This window comes from Paraburkholderia caffeinilytica, assembly GCF_046030355.1.
Taxonomy (GTDB): Bacteria; Pseudomonadota; Gammaproteobacteria; order Burkholderiales; family Burkholderiaceae; genus Paraburkholderia; species Paraburkholderia caffeinilytica_B.
The window spans coordinates 36,599-50,558 of sequence record NZ_JAQQCQ010000002.1; the positions used below are offsets into that span (position 1 = coordinate 36,599).

General features: G+C 61.2%; 15 protein-coding genes and 1 other RNA gene. 10 read left to right on the forward strand and 6 right to left on the reverse strand.

Annotated elements, in window-relative coordinates; translation table 11 throughout:
- Positions 1-92: 92 nt before the first annotated feature.
- From PQQ95_RS02540 to PQQ95_RS02560, 5 genes are all read left to right on the forward strand, one after another.
- Positions 93-449, forward strand: coding sequence for an ATPase (locus tag PQQ95_RS02540; RefSeq protein ID WP_408434625.1), 357 nt, complete (start codon positions 93-95; stop codon positions 447-449).
- Positions 446-760, forward strand: a complete 315-nt coding sequence (locus PQQ95_RS02545) for a cell division protein ZapA (RefSeq protein ID WP_028200473.1) — start codon at positions 446-448, stop codon at positions 758-760. The genes PQQ95_RS02540 and PQQ95_RS02545 overlap by 4 nt, the downstream gene beginning before the upstream one ends.
- Before the next feature lie 91 nt (positions 761-851).
- A non-coding RNA gene (gene ssrS / locus PQQ95_RS02550) (6S RNA) lies at positions 852-1,033 on the forward strand.
- A gap of 94 nt (positions 1,034-1,127) precedes the next feature.
- Positions 1,128-1,586, forward strand: a complete 459-nt coding sequence (locus PQQ95_RS02555) for an EVE domain-containing protein (protein ID WP_408434628.1) — start codon at positions 1,128-1,130, stop codon at positions 1,584-1,586.
- Between the two features lie 196 nt (positions 1,587-1,782).
- Positions 1,783-2,514: an SIMPL domain-containing protein gene (locus PQQ95_RS02560; protein ID WP_408434631.1), complete on the forward strand. Its 732-nt coding sequence runs from the start codon at positions 1,783-1,785 to the stop codon at positions 2,512-2,514.
- A 170-nt stretch (positions 2,515-2,684) separates the two neighbouring features.
- Here PQQ95_RS02560 and lgt read toward each other — a convergent pair whose 3' ends face one another.
- Complete coding sequence (gene lgt / locus PQQ95_RS02565; protein ID WP_408434634.1) at positions 2,685-3,590, reverse strand: prolipoprotein diacylglyceryl transferase; 906 nt, start codon at positions 3,588-3,590, stop codon at positions 2,685-2,687.
- 153 nt (positions 3,591-3,743) lie between these two features.
- Positions 3,744-4,706, reverse strand: coding sequence for a LysR family transcriptional regulator (locus PQQ95_RS02570; RefSeq protein ID WP_408434635.1), 963 nt, complete (start codon positions 4,704-4,706; stop codon positions 3,744-3,746).
- Between the two features lie 235 nt (positions 4,707-4,941).
- Here PQQ95_RS02570 and ilvD point away from each other — a divergent pair, with 235 nt between their 5' ends.
- Together ilvD and PQQ95_RS02580 are read left to right on the forward strand one after the other, a co-directional pair.
- On the forward strand, positions 4,942-6,615 hold the full coding sequence (gene ilvD, locus PQQ95_RS02575) for a dihydroxy-acid dehydratase (RefSeq protein WP_408434637.1): 1,674 nt from the start codon (positions 4,942-4,944) through the stop codon (positions 6,613-6,615).
- Positions 6,616-6,806: 191 nt separating this feature from the next.
- Positions 6,807-7,148: a c-type cytochrome gene (locus PQQ95_RS02580; RefSeq protein ID WP_408434639.1), complete on the forward strand. Its 342-nt coding sequence runs from the start codon at positions 6,807-6,809 to the stop codon at positions 7,146-7,148.
- A 102-nt stretch (positions 7,149-7,250) separates the two neighbouring features.
- Here PQQ95_RS02580 and PQQ95_RS02585 read toward each other — a convergent pair whose 3' ends face one another.
- The 3 genes from PQQ95_RS02585 to PQQ95_RS02595 form a co-directional block, all read right to left on the reverse strand.
- Positions 7,251-7,937 (reverse strand): DUF2486 family protein, encoded by a 687-nt coding sequence (locus PQQ95_RS02585; protein ID WP_408434641.1) that lies wholly within the window; start codon positions 7,935-7,937, stop codon positions 7,251-7,253.
- Between the two features lie 92 nt (positions 7,938-8,029).
- On the reverse strand, positions 8,030-8,446 hold the full coding sequence (locus PQQ95_RS02590) for a DNA polymerase III subunit chi (protein ID WP_408434643.1): 417 nt from the start codon (positions 8,444-8,446) through the stop codon (positions 8,030-8,032).
- A gap of 52 nt (positions 8,447-8,498) precedes the next feature.
- Positions 8,499-10,040, reverse strand: a complete 1,542-nt coding sequence (locus PQQ95_RS02595) for a leucyl aminopeptidase (protein ID WP_408434644.1) — start codon at positions 10,038-10,040, stop codon at positions 8,499-8,501.
- Between the two features lie 136 nt (positions 10,041-10,176).
- Here PQQ95_RS02595 and lptF point away from each other — a divergent pair, with 136 nt between their 5' ends.
- Genes lptF through PQQ95_RS02610 form a run of 3 tightly spaced genes read left to right on the forward strand, consistent with a single transcriptional unit; the run spans position 10,177 to position 12,815 of the window.
- The gene (gene lptF, locus PQQ95_RS02600; protein WP_408434645.1) at positions 10,177-11,274 is read left to right on the forward strand and encodes an LPS export ABC transporter permease LptF; all 1,098 of its coding nucleotides are present in this window, start codon (positions 10,177-10,179) and stop codon (positions 11,272-11,274) included.
- Positions 11,275-11,277: 3 nt separating this feature from the next.
- On the forward strand, positions 11,278-12,423 hold the full coding sequence (lptG, locus tag PQQ95_RS02605; protein ID WP_408434647.1) for an LPS export ABC transporter permease LptG: 1,146 nt from the start codon (positions 11,278-11,280) through the stop codon (positions 12,421-12,423).
- 11 nt (positions 12,424-12,434) lie between these two features.
- Positions 12,435-12,815, forward strand: coding sequence for a sirohydrochlorin chelatase (locus PQQ95_RS02610; protein WP_408434649.1), 381 nt, complete (start codon positions 12,435-12,437; stop codon positions 12,813-12,815).
- A 647-nt stretch (positions 12,816-13,462) separates the two neighbouring features.
- On the opposite strand, the gene PQQ95_RS02615 is transcribed toward PQQ95_RS02610, so the two are convergent.
- On the reverse strand, positions 13,463-13,915 hold the full coding sequence (locus PQQ95_RS02615; RefSeq protein WP_408434651.1) for a hypothetical protein: 453 nt from the start codon (positions 13,913-13,915) through the stop codon (positions 13,463-13,465).
- Positions 13,916-13,960 lie beyond the last annotated feature (45 nt).

Below are 13,960 nucleotides of genomic sequence, written 5' to 3' on the forward strand. Positions count from 1 at the left end.
ACAAAGCGATGTTGTTACGTCTCGAAACGAGACAATTGTCGGAACCTGCGACATTCCGCGCTAAAATGCGATGTCTTTAGAGGACGCAGCAGATGCTCACCGAACTCGAATCACTTTCACAGAATATCGGCAAGCTGATCGCGATCAGCCAACGCCACAATGAAGCGCGGCTCGCGCTCGAAGATCAGCTCGCCCAAACGCGTGCCGAAGCAGAAGCCACGCGCACCGAACTCGCGTTGATGCGCGAGGAGCGCGACGCGCTGCAGGCGGAACGCGACGCACTGTCGGCAAAGATCGATGACGCCCAGGTGCGCCTCAATGCGATCCTCGAAAAGCTGCCGCGGGCCCGCGCACAGAGCGAGCCGGACAATCAGCTCGATCTGCTCGAGACCGAGCCGCATGAGGCCGAAGCGGAGCGCGACGTCACCCGCCATGGAGAAAATGCATGACCACCAAGCAGATCGAAGTATCGATTCTCGGCGTGCCCTATCGCCTTGCCTGCTCGCCGGAAACCGAAGGCGCGCTGCTTGAAGCGGTGGCACGTGTCGACGCCGAGATGTCGAAGATCCGCAATAGCAGCAACGTGCGCGGCACGGATCGCATTGCCGTCATGGCTGCACTGTCGCTGGCATCAGAACTGCTTAAGCTGCAAAGCAGCGTGCGGCACGGAGAAGCATTTCCCGCAGAAGAAATCCGGCGTACAATGCATCAAATGAACGAACAACTGGGTACTGTGATTCAGCAGTACAGCATGCAGTAAATATCTTGTAGCCGGTCCTGAGACCGGCTGCGAATTCAAGCGAGGTGCACGAGCCGAGACTCATGCAAACGTTTTGAATTCAATCGGTTTGTCTTCCCTGCCTGGTTCGCCAAGGTCATATATTCCTTGAACCAATGCCATGTGCACGGTTGTGGAAATTTGTAGCACGGGTGTGCGCGTCACTCTGTCTGATGTACCCGAAGTGCTGCTAACTGCGACCAATTCTGAACCCCCGGTTCAGGATGCCGGCCTAGCGGCTAAGGCGGGGACCTTATTCAAACGGCATCGGACTTCGGTTCGGTGCCGTTTTTCTTTGGGCCTCGATTTTTCTTCTGACTCTTCAAACCCTTAACGTTCAATTCGATTCATGCGCTACTGGCTAATGAAGTCCGAACCGGACGAAGCAAGCATCGACCATCTGGCCCACGCACCGCACCATACGCTGCCGTGGACAGGCGTGCGCAACTATCAGGCACGCAACTTCATGCGCGACATGATGCAGGTCGGCGACGGTGTGCTGTTCTATCACTCCAGTTGCCCGGAGCCGGGCATTGCAGGGCTCGCGGAAGTATCGTCGACCGCCTATCCGGACCCCACTCAATTCGACAAGAAGAGTCCCTACTACGACCCGAAGTCGTCGCAGGAAACGCCGCGCTGGCTACTTGTCGATGTGGTGTTCAAGAAGAAGATTCCGTTGATTCCGCTTGCCGCGCTGCGCGAACATGAAGAATTGAAGGACATGCGCGTGCTCGTCAAAGGCAACCGCCTGTCGATTACGCCGGTGACCGAAGCCGAATGGCGCTTCATCACAAAGCGCCTTGTTTGACCTTGCATACGCACATGTGACCTGTTGTCGCTTGCGTCATGCTCAAATCTGCGCGCAGATGAAGGCAAACGTTGAGCAAACGTCAAATTAGGGAACCAAGCTCAGGTTACAAGCGCCTAACGGACTCGCAAACGTTGTGCCATCGCACAGCGTTCGCTCCAATCGTGCACAACCTGTTCAAGCAAGGAGTCCAACAATGACGAAAAACACCGCACGTGCACTCGCCCTCGCTCTCGTATGCGCCGTACCTGCCGCGCTCGCACTGACGCCGGCCATGGCTCGCGCGCAAGGCGTGACGCAGTATCAACCCGCGGGCGTGCTGTCGCTGAATGCCCAAGCCAGCGCGGAAGTGCCGCAAGATGTCGTCGATATCACGCTGTTCTATGAGCAGGAAGCAAGCGATCCGTCCGTGCTCACGTCGACGCTGAACCAGCGCGCCGACTCCGCGCTGCAAAAAGCCAAGGGTGTGAACGGCGTAACGGCTCGCACCGGTTCCTTCTCGATCTACCCGTCCACCGATCGTGATGGCCGCATTTCCGCATGGCGTGGCCGTACCGAAATTGTGCTCGAATCGCACGACTTCGCCGCGGCGTCGAAGCTCGCGGGCCAGATGGCATCGATCATGCAGGTGGGCAACGTGCAGTTCTCGCTGTCGCCGGAAGCGCAGCGTGCCGCCGAGCAGAAGCTCACCGGCGAAGCCATCAAGTCGTTCCGCGAGCAAGCCGCTTCGTCGGCGCAGGCGTTCGGCTACAGCAGCTATTCGATTCGTGAGGTCAACGTCGGGCACAACGGCGTCATGCCGCGTCCCATGGTGATGATGAGCGCACGCGCAATGAGCGCCGATGCGAAGGCGTCTGCACCGGTGCCGATTGAAGGCGGCACATCGACCGTAACGGTCAACGTGTCGGGTTCCGTGCAGATGAAGTAAGGCGTTTTACGCTAGACGTCCCACCGCAAACGAAAAAGCCACGGCATGCCGTGGCTTTTTTCATTGGCTGCTCACTACGATAAAACGTAGCGATCAGTTTGCGTTAACCGGCCGCGCCAGTTCGCGGCGCAGCCCCGACAGAATCGCGCCGGCACACTAAACCTGAGCGCTCAATTAGCACCAATCGCCTGCGCCGATTCACGCCGCGCACGGCGATAGGACCAGACCAGCATTCCGATGCCCACGAGGATCATCGGCAGCGAAAGCCATTGGCCCATCGAGAGACCCATTGCGAGCAAGCCAAGAAAGTCATCGGGCTCACGCGCGAATTCCACCGTGAAACGTGCGAGGCCATAGCCGATCAGGAACACCGCGGAAATCGCGCCCATTGGCTTCGGTTTGCGCGAGAAGAAGAACAGCACGAAGAACAGCGCCACGCCTTCCAGCGCAATCTCATACAACTCCGACGGATGCCGCGGCAGCATGTGATATTGCGCGAACACGTCGTTCAGATGCCATTGCGCGGCCAGTTGCGGATGCGCGGTGAGCCACGCGGCGTCATCCGGTGCGGCGCCAGGAAACAGCATCGCCCACGGCGCCGCCGGATCGGTCACGCGGCCCCACAACTCGCCGTTGATGAAATTACCGAGGCGCCCTGCCGCAAGCCCGGTCGGGACCATCGGCGCGACAAAATCCGTGACCTGCAGCCACGAGCGCTTGCGTTGATACGCGAACAGCACCATCGCCAACGTCACGCCGAGGAAGCCGCCGTGAAACGACATGCCGCCTTCCCACACCTTGAAAATGTCGAGCGGATGCGCGAAGTAAAAACTCGCCTTATAGAACAAGACGTAGCCAAGCCGGCCACCGAGAATCGTACCGAGCACGCCGTAAAACAGCATGTCGTCGATATCTTTAACGGTCCAGCCTTGCGCGGCAACGTATGGCAAACGCAGCCGTAAGCGGCCGACGACGATCGCCGCGATGAACGCAACGAGGTACATCAGTCCATACCAGCGCACAGCAAGCGGCCCCAGATGAATGGCAACGGGGTCGAAATTCGGGTGAATGAGCATCGTGTTGTTATGGGCAGTTCAGGTTCAGAAGCGGGTTTCTAGTCGAGTTTCAAGTCGCAGCCGGCGGTGTGCGTACCATGCGGCGCATGCATTGGACGGTTCGGCCTGCAATGCGTTCGCCGCAGCGCCGGGCCTAATACGAGGCGCCGCGAATTACGCCTCGAGAGTGGCCGCATGCGCTCGCACGATCTCGATGAAGCCGGCCAGCACCGGACTCACCTCCGCCGTGCGCCAGACCAACCCCGTTTCGATCGCCGGTACCGATTCAGAGAGCGGCCGGTACACGACGCCGGTGCGCCGCAGGTTACGCAACGATTGCGGCACCAGTGCGACGCCCATCCCGGCCGACACAAGGCTCACGATCGTCTGCATCTGGATCGCCTCCTGGCCGACCCGGGGTGCAAGGCCCGCCACGCCGTAGCAATCCATAATGATGTCATAAAAGCCTGGCGCCAAACGTCTTGGGAAGATCACGAGCGGTGCGTCGGCGACGTCGCGCAGGCTGATGGGCGTGTCTAGCCACTCTGAACTCGGGTCGGCCTCGGAGCCGATGGCGCTGCCCACCCGCTTCGCCATGTCCGTCGACATCGCGATTACTAGCGGCTCACGGGCAATGGGCAGCCACGAAAGCTGGGTGGCATGGCGCGACGGCAGCGGCGCGATCACGAGACCTGCGTCGATGCGCCCGGCCATCAGTTCGTCGACTTGCACGTCGCTGGTGGCTTCGGTCAGTTCGAGGCGCACCCGTGGATGGCGCGCGCCGAAATCGCGCAACAGCAACGGCAGGAGGCCGTAATCGGCCGTCGAAACAAAGGCCAGCGACAGCGTCCCCGTCTCGCCTCGCGCGAGACTCTGCGCCAGAGGTTTCAGCCCTTCGGCGCTCGCCAGCAGGCGCTGCACCTCAGGCAGCAGGTCAGCGCCCACCGCGGTCAGTTCCACCGAGCGCTTGGTCCGCGCGAACAACTCGACGCCGAGCGTTTCCTCCAGCGCGCGAATCGATTGCGACAACGGCGGCTGCGTCATGGAAAGACGCGCGGCCGCCCGCCCGAAGTGCTTTTCTTCGGCGACGGTCACGAAATAGCGCAATTGGCGTAGGTCAGGGATAGCGGGCAACATGATTAATATATTTTACGACCTAATCGAGCCTGAATAATATATTGGACACACGCTTTGCAAAACTGCACGCTAGCGCAACGCGTCGGAACTAAACTGAACTGAGCTGAACCGCCGTATCGGCCGACGCCGCCGGCAACGCCTTGGTAACGCTTGGCAGCGCCGGCGCAGCCCCTGCGGCAGCACCTGAGTCCCGCACACGCAGCACGGATCAAAACAAAACAGATTGGAGCTCCCCATGGCATACAACCGTCGTTCGAAGAACATCACGCAAGGCGTGGCACGTTCACCGAACCGCTCGATGTACTACGCACTCGGCTACGAAAAGGCAGATTTCGACAAGCCGATGATCGGCATCGCCAACGGCCATTCGACCATCACGCCGTGTAACGCCGGCCTGCAGCGCCTCGCCGACGCGGCGGTCGCCGCGGTCAAGGGCGCGGACGCGAATCCGCAGATCTTCGGCACGCCGACGATCTCGGACGGCATGTCGATGGGCACCGAAGGCATGAAGTATTCCCTCGTGTCGCGCGAAGTCATCTCCGACTGTATCGAGACCTGCGTGCAAGGCCAGTGGATGGACGGCGTGGTCGTGATCGGCGGCTGCGACAAGAACATGCCGGGCGGCATGATCGGCATGCTGCGGACCAACGTGCCGAGCATCTACGTGTATGGCGGCACGATCCGTCCGGGCAACTGGAAGGGCACCGACCTGACCATCGTGTCGTCGTTCGAAGCCGTGGGCGAGTTCACGGCCGGCCGGATGTCGCAGGAAGATTTTGAAGGGGTCGAAAAGAACGCGTGCCCGTCCACGGGTTCGTGCGGCGGCATGTACACCGCCAACACGATGAGCTCGTCGTTCGAAGCGCTGGGTATGTCGCTGCTGTATTCGTCGACGATGGCGAACCCCGATCAGGAAAAGGTCGACTCGGCCGCCGAATCGGCGCGCGTGCTGGTCGAAGCGGTCAAGAAGGATCTGAAGCCGCGCGACATCGTCACGAAGAAGTCGATCGAAAACGCCGTGGCCGTGCTGATGGCCACCGGCGGCTCGACCAACGCGGTGCTGCACTTCCTCGCCATCGCGCATGCGGCTGAAGTGGAATGGACCATTGAAGACTTCGAGCGCATGCGCAAGAAAGTGCCGGTGATCTGCAACCTGAAGCCGTCGGGCCAGTTCGTGGCGACGGATCTGCACAAGGCCGGCGGCATTCCGCAAGTCATGAAGATCCTGCTCGACGCGGGTCTGCTGCACGGCGACTGCATCACGATCACCGGCAAGACGATCGCTGAAGAACTGAAGGACGTGCCGAGCAAGCCGCGCGCCGATCAGCAGGTAATCTTCCCGATCGAGCAGGCGCTCTATAAAGAAGGCCACCTTGCGATCCTGAAGGGCAACCTCGCCGTCGACGGTGCGGTCGCCAAGATCACCGGTCTGAAGAATCCGGTCATCACCGGCCCGGCCCGCGTGTTCGACGACGAGCAAAGCGCGCTCGCAGCGATCCTGGCCGACAAGATCAAAGCGGGTGACGTGGTCGTGCTGCGCTACCTCGGCCCGAAGGGCGGCCCCGGCATGCCGGAAATGCTCGCGCCGACCTCGGCGATCATCGGCAAGGGACTCGGCGAAAGCGTCGGCCTGATCACCGATGGCCGCTTCTCGGGCGGCACATGGGGCATGGTGGTCGGTCACGTCGCGCCGGAAGCCTTCGTGGGCGGCACGATCGCGTTGGTGCAGGAAGACGACTCGATCACGATCGACGCGCACCAGTTGCTCCTGCAACTGAATATCGACGACGCCGAACTGCAGCGCCGCCGCGCCGCGTGGCAGCAACCCAAGCCGCGTTACACGCGTGGCGTGCTGGCGAAGTACTCCGCATTGGCGCTGCCGGCCAACAAGGGTGCAGTGACGGGCTAAGCGCGCATTGAGCGCGCGCCGATTCGCCCCGGTTCTCCGGGACGAACCCGCAGCACCGCTCGACGCCGCACAAGCTGTGTAGGCTACGTCAGCTACGAAAAAGCGCAAAGGGGCGCACGGGAAACCGTGCGCCCCTTTCCTTTTATAATGCGAGCACCACGAGTCGGGCACCTGCACCGACGGAGACCAGAATGAAATCAATGTCGTATGCAGCGCTTGCAGCGGCCGTTGTGCTGAGCGCTACGTTAAGCGCCGGCAGTCCGGCAGCGCACGCGGAGGCCGCCGCCGGACTCGCGCTTGCCCAGCAGCAGAACTGCATGAGCTGCCATTCGGTGACGCGCCCGTTCATGGGACCGGCGCTGCACGACGTCGCCGCAAAATACGCCGGCCGCGAAGATGCCGCCACCTATCTGAAGCACAAGATTCTGGATGGCAGTTCGGGAGTGTGGGGTACGGTGCCGATGCCCGCGAATACGCAACTCACGCCCGACCAGGCGGCTACGCTGGCGAGCTGGGTGATGACGCTTAAATAACGACGCTTAAATAAGACGCCTGAACGAAGACCCGAACGACCGCTGAATGCCGCTCGACAAAGCGGCGAGCACGCCCGGATAAAGGCGCGCCCTCTGCCATTTTCAAGCGCCGCCCGAGCGCCGGGCGATCTCCTGATCCACCGCTTCCCTTACCCAGCCGGTCAATTCGGTCTCCAGCGCCAGCGCCACTTCGCGGGTAATCTGGTTCACGAGCCATGATGTGTGATCCTGCAACGCCTCGCGGCAGCGAGCTTCGATGATGCCGCGCCCTTCACCTGTCAGAAAGCCCGCGAACCGTCCACGCAGACGTTCGGCGATAACATCGGCATCGAGATTCGGCTGCGGCTGCACGAGTGCTTCGTGAGTGGTATCCGGCGGCACGATCGCGCCCGCCTCGATCGGCGCATGGGGTTCAGCGCGGTCGAAGACGCCCGCTGACGGCGCAAAGGCGGGTTCATGTCCGTGCCGGTGATCGGCAGCGTGGTGGTGTGCCCTGGCGCGTTTTTTCGGGTGGGCGGCCTCTGCCGGATGGGCTTGCTCCGGCACATGCATAGGCTCCGGTGCGAGCGTTGGCTCCTCCCTGGCATGCAGCGTTTCCGGCGCATGCAACGATTCTGGTGCAAGCACGGGCTCCGGCTCGTGCCTGGGTTCCGCTGCAAAGACCGGTTCTTGCGCACGCTCCGGATCGGACACCGGCTGCGTAGCCGGCGCCTGGCGCGCCTGGGCAGGATTGCCCGGTACGAGAATCTCGTGCAGAACCGGGATCGAACTATCGTTGGGATCGGACACGCGCGCTCTCCGTGTTGAGTCCAAGCTGAAGCAGGCCGCGTACGCGTCGAATCCATCCGACAAAACACCACGCGGCGCGGGCGGAACGAGGCCTAGCTGCCTTGCTTGTAGTTGTTCAAAGCATAGCCGCGATCGCGATAGAAACGATAGCGTTCACGGCCTGCCGCGAGTTCGTCGTGTGCGTTACCGACCACTTCCAGCAATCGTTCGAAGCGCGCGAACTGCGCCGGCACCGTGGCGCCGAGGTTGAGCAGCACCTGATGGTGCGGCACATCATCGAGGTTCGATGTCAACACGATCGGTGTTTGCGCGGCAAGCGGCGTGCCCGCCATACAGTGCGGCACGAAGTCGAGGGGCGAGAACGTCCACAACTGCTCGTCGAAAGCCCGCAGGCGCGCGGGCTCGGCCAGCACGATGGTCGGCTGGCCCGCCTGATACGCCTTGCGGATCAGGCGGCACGCATACAGTAGCGAATCGCCGACGTTCGAGTGAAAATCGATTCTCGTCATCGGCGGCTCCGTTTTGCGTCTACAGCGACGCCCGCAACCTTACTGCAATGCGTCATTGTGCAACGCGACCGTCCGCGGCCCGACCGTCATCGGCCCGGTCGATCAGGAACTGCGCGAGCAACGGCACCGGACGGCCGGTAGCGCCCTTCGCCGCGCCGCTCTTCCATGCGGTGCCGGCGATGTCCAGATGCGCCCACGGATACGCTTCGGTGAAGCGCGACAGGAAGCACGCCGCCGTCACGCTGCCCGCCGGACGGCCACCGATGTTAGCCAGATCAGCGAAGTTCGACTTGAGCTGATCCTGATACTCGTCGTCGAGCGGCATGCGCCAGGCCGGGTCGGAAGCTTCACGCGATGCGTCGAGCAGTTCGCCCGCCAGCGCGTCGTCTTTCGAGAACAGGCCGCTGTTGTGATGGCCCAGCGCGATGATGCAGGCGCCCGTCAGCGTGGCGATGTCGATCACCGCAGCCGGCTTGAAGCGCTCGGCATAGGTCAGCGCGTCGCACAGAATCAGCCGGCCTTCGGCGTCCGTGTTCAGCACTTCGATCGTCAGGCCCTTCATGCTGGTGACAACGTCACCCGGCTTGGTGGCAGTGGCCGACGGCATGTTCTCGACAGCCGGGATGATGCCGACCACGTTGATCTTCAGGCCCATTTCGGCGACGGCGCGCAACGTGCCCAGCACCGAACCGGCGCCGCACATGTCGTACTTCATCTCGTCCATGCCTTCGCCCGGCTTCAGCGAAATACCGCCGGTGTCGAACGTGACGCCCTTGCCGACCAGCACCACCGGTGCGGCTTTCGCAGCGCCGCCGTGGTACTGCAGCACGATGAACTGAGCCGGTTCGACCGAGCCGGCCGTGACCGACAGGAACGAGCCCATCTTCAGCGCTTCGCATTGCTTTTCGCCGAGCACTTCGACTTTCAGCTTCCAGTCTTTGGCGAGCTTCTTCGCGGTGTTGGCGAGGTAGGTGGGCGTGCAGACGTTGCTCGGCAGGTTGCCGAGGTCGCGCGTCAGGTCCATGCCGTTGGCCAGCGCGCCGCCCTGCTTGGCCGCGAGCTTGGCAGCCTTCTCGTCGCCGGTGTTGACGCTGAACACGATGCGCTTCAAGGCGCGCGGCGCGTTGTCCGGCTTGCTCTTCATCTGCGTGAAGCGGTAGGTCAACTCGCGCAGCGCGAGGATCGCGGCGCGCACGCCCCAATCGGCCGAGCGCTCGAGGATCGGCAACTGGGCGAGCGTGAAGGTGACCTGGACGATCTTGGTGCCGAGCAATGCGCGCCAGGCGGCACGCGCGGCTTCGCCGTAGGCTTTCTGACTGAAAGCGTCCTGCTTGCCGAGACCGACCAGCAACACGCGCGACGCGCCGATGCCCGAGACTTCGTGCAGGAACAGCGTGGTGCCGGCCTTGCCGTCCATGTCGCCGGCCTTGATGACGCGGGTCAGGAGGCCCTTGGTGGCCGCGTCGATCTCCAGCGCAGCGCCCGAGAGCGTTTGCGACTCGAACACGCCGATTACGATGCAATCGGATTTCCCGGTCAGGAAACCGTTTGACGAGCCTTTGGTCCAATCACAGGCTTTTATGCTAAAGTCCATCGCGCTTGTCCTCGGATAAAATCTGGGCTTAGGATGAAAGCCGCAATTATCCGCTATTTTTCCCGCGGCGGCTGCACCGGAGACGTGACGGGAACCAACCGTGCGTCACTGAGAGCGCCCCCTCTCATCATCAATAATGATCTTCGAACGCTCCCTCCAGCGCGAACTCGCGTATACGGCTGGTGCCGTGTTCATGGTTCTCCTCACGCTCGTGCTGACGACGATGATGATCCGCATCGTCGGCTTCGCCGCCTCGGGCGAGATCGACCCGCGCGACGTGCTGGTCCTGATCGGCCTGACCGTGATCGGCTACGTGGCGATCATGCTCGTCGCGACCCTGTTCGTGTCGATCCTGTTCGTGCTGACCCGCTGGTACAAAGACTCCGAGATGGTGGTCTGGCTCGCCTCGGGCGTCAGCCTGACCCGCTTCATCAAGCCGATCGGTATTTTCGCCACGCCGATCATCATTCTCATCATGTTCTTCGTGTTCGTCGGCTGGCCCTGGTCGAATCAGCAGAGCAAGCTGATCCGCGCGCGCTTCCAGCAACGCGATGAGGTCTCGCTGCTCGCGCCGGGTCAATTCCGCGAGTCGGCCGTCAACCACCGCGTGTTCTTTATCGAGAAGATGTCGCCCGACCAGGCGCGCGTCGAGAACGTGTTCGTGACCAGCACGGAAAACGGCAAGGTCAACGTGGTCGTCTCGAAGACCGGCCACACCGAAACCCACAAGAACGGCGACCGCTTCGTCGTGCTGGAAAACGGCCGCCGCTACGACGGCGAACCGGGCCACCCGGATTTCCGCATCATGGAATTCGAACGTTATGGCCTGAAGATCCAGAGCCAGCCGGTCGTCAATACGCCGACCACCACTGGCTTGCCTACGCTCACGCTCCTGCGCAACCCCACTGACGACAATCTCGCCGAATTCGCCTGGCGGGCCGGGCTGCCGCTGATCGCGATCAACCTGATGCTGCTGGCGATTCCGCTCGCGCACCAGAACCCGCGGCGCAGCCGGACGATCAACCTGGTGATGGCCGTCCTGATCTATCTGACCTATTCGAATCTGTTGAACGTGGTGCAGTCGTGGATCGAGCAAGGCAAGATGTCGTTCGGCGTTGGGCTGGTGGGCCTGCACATTATTGTGGCGGTGATCGTCGCGTTCATCTTCTGGCTGCGGGTGCGCAACCGGCCGCTATTCACGCGGGCGATGTTCCGCCGTTCGCAGGAGGCCTGACCGATGCGCATTTATGAAAGGTACTTTGCGCGTCAGATCTATCTCACGTTCATCTTTATTCTGTTTGCCTTTTCGGGTCTGTTCTTCTTCTTCGACCTGATCAACGAACTGAATTCCGTCGGCCACGGCAACTACAAGTTCCAGTACGCGGTGCTGCGCGTCGCGCTGCAAACGCCGTCGCGCTTCTACGAAATCATTCCGGTCGCTGCGTTGATCAGCGCGATCTACGTGTTCGCGCAAATGGCGGCGAACTCCGAGTACACGATTTTCCGCGTGTCGGGCCTCGCCACCAATCAGGCGCTACGCTCGCTCATGAAGATCGGCATTCCGCTGGTGTTCCTGACCTACCTGATCGGCGAAGTGGTCGGTCCGTACACGGATCAACTGTCGGAACGCGTGCGGCTCGAGGCATTGGGCTCATCGGTGTCGAGCAACTTCGAGTCGGGCGTATGGGTGAAGGACACGCTCACCGCGCGGGCGGACGGCGAACAGGTCACGCGCTTTGTGAACGTCGGCGAATTGAAGCCGGACGCGACGATCAGCAATGTGCGCATCTACGAATTCGATTCGAAGTTCCGCCTTTCGAACGTGCGGATTGCGAAGAGCGGCACGTATCAGCCGCCGGGTCATTGGCAGCTGACGGATGTGACGGACACGCAGCTTATCGACGTCCCCCCTCCTCCGGGCACGACCGATGCGTTGAATCCGGTGTACCGTGCGAAGCAGGTGGCGTTGCCGGCGTATTCGCTGCGCTCGGAGCTGACGCCGCAGATCTTGTCGGTGCTGCTGGTCTCGCCGGACCGGATGTCGATGTTCAATCTGTTCCGCTACATCCAGCATTTGACCGAGAATCATCAGGACACGCAGCGGTATGAAATTGCGCTGTGGCGCAAGCTGCTGTATCCGTTCGCGGTGTTCGTGATGCTGGTGTTATCGCTGCCGTTTGCGTATCTGCATACGCGTGCGGGCGTGGTGGGGGTGAAGGTTTTCGGCGGGATTATGCTGGGGATGAGTTTCCAGCTGTTCAATACGCTGTTCTCGCATATCGGCACGTTGAATACGTGGCCTGCGCCGTTGACTGCGGCTACGCCTGGGCTGGTTTATCTCGTGCTGGGGCTGGTTGGGTTGAAGTGGGTTGATCGCCATTAGGAGCCGGTGTCATGGCTATGCATGGACTTGTTTTGTTTGGGCATGGCGCGCGGGATGTGCGGTGGCGTGAGCCGTTCGAGAGGCTGGCTGGGAAGTTGCGGGTTGCCCGCGGTTCTGATGCTGACGCTGGGCCGGTTTTGCTGGCTTTTCTTGAGTTGATGGAACCGGATTTGCCGACTGCTGTGGGGGATCTTGTCTCCGACGGGTGTTCTGTTGTGACTGTTGTGCCGGTGTTTTTTGGGCAAGGTGGGCATGTTCGGAAGGATTTGCCTGCGGTGGTTGAACGGTGTCGCGGGTTGTATCCTTCTGCCGAGATTCGGTGCGCCGTTGCGGTTGGTGAGGATGAGGGGGTGTTGGACGCTGTTGCTGAGTATTGCCTTCGGCAGGGTTGATTTTTTTTGCCTGGTCGGCGGTGCTTGGGGTTGTGTCCTTGGGGTTGGCTCTCTGGTCTTGGCTCTTTGGCCTTTCCTTGAATTCTTATTGGTTTATTAGCGTTGCCCCTGTGCGGGGCGGCACTTACTTTCTTTGCCGCCGCAAAGAAAGATAAGCAAAGAAAGCGGCTCACACCGCCAGCTTATAAGCGGGTCCCCCGCGCCGTCACGGTAGTGGTGCATCTGGAATCTGTGTTCTCGCACATTCCGCGTTAGTGACAAAGCACTGGTCAGCTCCCACTCCGCACTGCGTGCGTCGCGGACGGGTATACATGGGAAACCGCCGGTTGTGGTCGTGGGGCCGTCGGCTTCGCCTCGGCGACACCGCCTCTGTACTCCCCAAGAACACCCACCTCAATGATATGTCGGTGCGCTGAATCACCGTCCCGGCCGCGGGTACCGTTGCGGTTGTCGTTCCAATCGCGATGATGAAGGTGAGACAGATGCGATGACGAGCCACGATCTGTTGGCGAAGCATGAGTGCTATCCATCTACAACATAAAAAGGCGCTAACGCCTTTTTATGTTTTGAACTGCACCCCAAAAGTTGGACGCCCGTCCAACGATTCGGGGTGCAGTTCACTTGTAGCCTAGTACCGCGGGTTTTTGTCAGTGTGCTGTCGCAATTGGGCGCGTGATCGTTTTAAAGCGCCCTTGTCTGTTGCGCATTGCCCCCGTTGCGCGCGTGCCCTTGCCGTTCTTCGGCGCCCTCTGCGTGGTCTTCGCTAGAAGGTTCGCTGCGTGACGCGCCGTGATACAGCTTTGGGGTACTCCCTTCGCATCAAGCGCAATGACCTGGTACAACTCGCGATCAATCTCGACCTCTCGCCGATAGTCCTCGCCAGTGTCGATCAGCACTTCCAGCAATTGCCGCTGACGATACCTCTCCTCACGTGTCACCGACGGACTCCTGAATATCGAGGTCGCAAGCGTGACTAATTTGTCCAGTTGGCTTAGTTGGCGCTCAACAAGTCCGAAAGCAGACAGGGCAAGTTTTTCGTATTGAAGTGCGTCAACGGGTGGGCGCGATGTGGTTCGTGATTTCTTGACGGATTTACTCATGGCGCGATCTCCCTGAAACTTACCTGGACCGCCCGACGCACTAGC

Bases quoted from the DNA above. Each gene is read 5' to 3' on its own strand.
- lptG (WP_408434647.1), top strand. From the start codon at position 11,278: ATGCGCATTTATGAAAGGTACTTTGCGCGTCAGATCTATCTCACGTTC.
- ilvD (WP_408434637.1), top strand. From the start codon at position 4,942: ATGGCATACAACCGTCGTTCGAAGAACATCACGCAAGGCGTGGCACGT.
- lptF (WP_408434645.1), top strand. From the start codon at position 10,177: ATGATCTTCGAACGCTCCCTCCAGCGCGAACTCGCGTATACGGCTGGT.
- PQQ95_RS02590 (WP_408434643.1), bottom strand. From the start codon at position 8,446: ATGACGAGAATCGATTTTCACTCGAACGTCGGCGATTCGCTACTGTAT.
- PQQ95_RS02540 (WP_408434625.1), top strand. From the start codon at position 93: ATGCTCACCGAACTCGAATCACTTTCACAGAATATCGGCAAGCTGATC.
- PQQ95_RS02570 (WP_408434635.1), bottom strand. From the start codon at position 4,706: ATGTTGCCCGCTATCCCTGACCTACGCCAATTGCGCTATTTCGTGACC.
- PQQ95_RS02610 (WP_408434649.1), top strand. From the start codon at position 12,435: ATGGCTATGCATGGACTTGTTTTGTTTGGGCATGGCGCGCGGGATGTG.
- PQQ95_RS02545 (WP_028200473.1), top strand. From the start codon at position 446: ATGACCACCAAGCAGATCGAAGTATCGATTCTCGGCGTGCCCTATCGC.
- PQQ95_RS02560 (WP_408434631.1), top strand. From the start codon at position 1,783: ATGACGAAAAACACCGCACGTGCACTCGCCCTCGCTCTCGTATGCGCC.
- PQQ95_RS02615 (WP_408434651.1), bottom strand. From the start codon at position 13,915: ATGAGTAAATCCGTCAAGAAATCACGAACCACATCGCGCCCACCCGTT.
- PQQ95_RS02595 (WP_408434644.1), bottom strand. From the start codon at position 10,040: ATGGACTTTAGCATAAAAGCCTGTGATTGGACCAAAGGCTCGTCAAAC.
- PQQ95_RS02555 (WP_408434628.1), top strand. From the start codon at position 1,128: ATGCGCTACTGGCTAATGAAGTCCGAACCGGACGAAGCAAGCATCGAC.
- PQQ95_RS02580 (WP_408434639.1), top strand. From the start codon at position 6,807: ATGAAATCAATGTCGTATGCAGCGCTTGCAGCGGCCGTTGTGCTGAGC.
- lgt (WP_408434634.1), bottom strand. From the start codon at position 3,590: ATGCTCATTCACCCGAATTTCGACCCCGTTGCCATTCATCTGGGGCCG.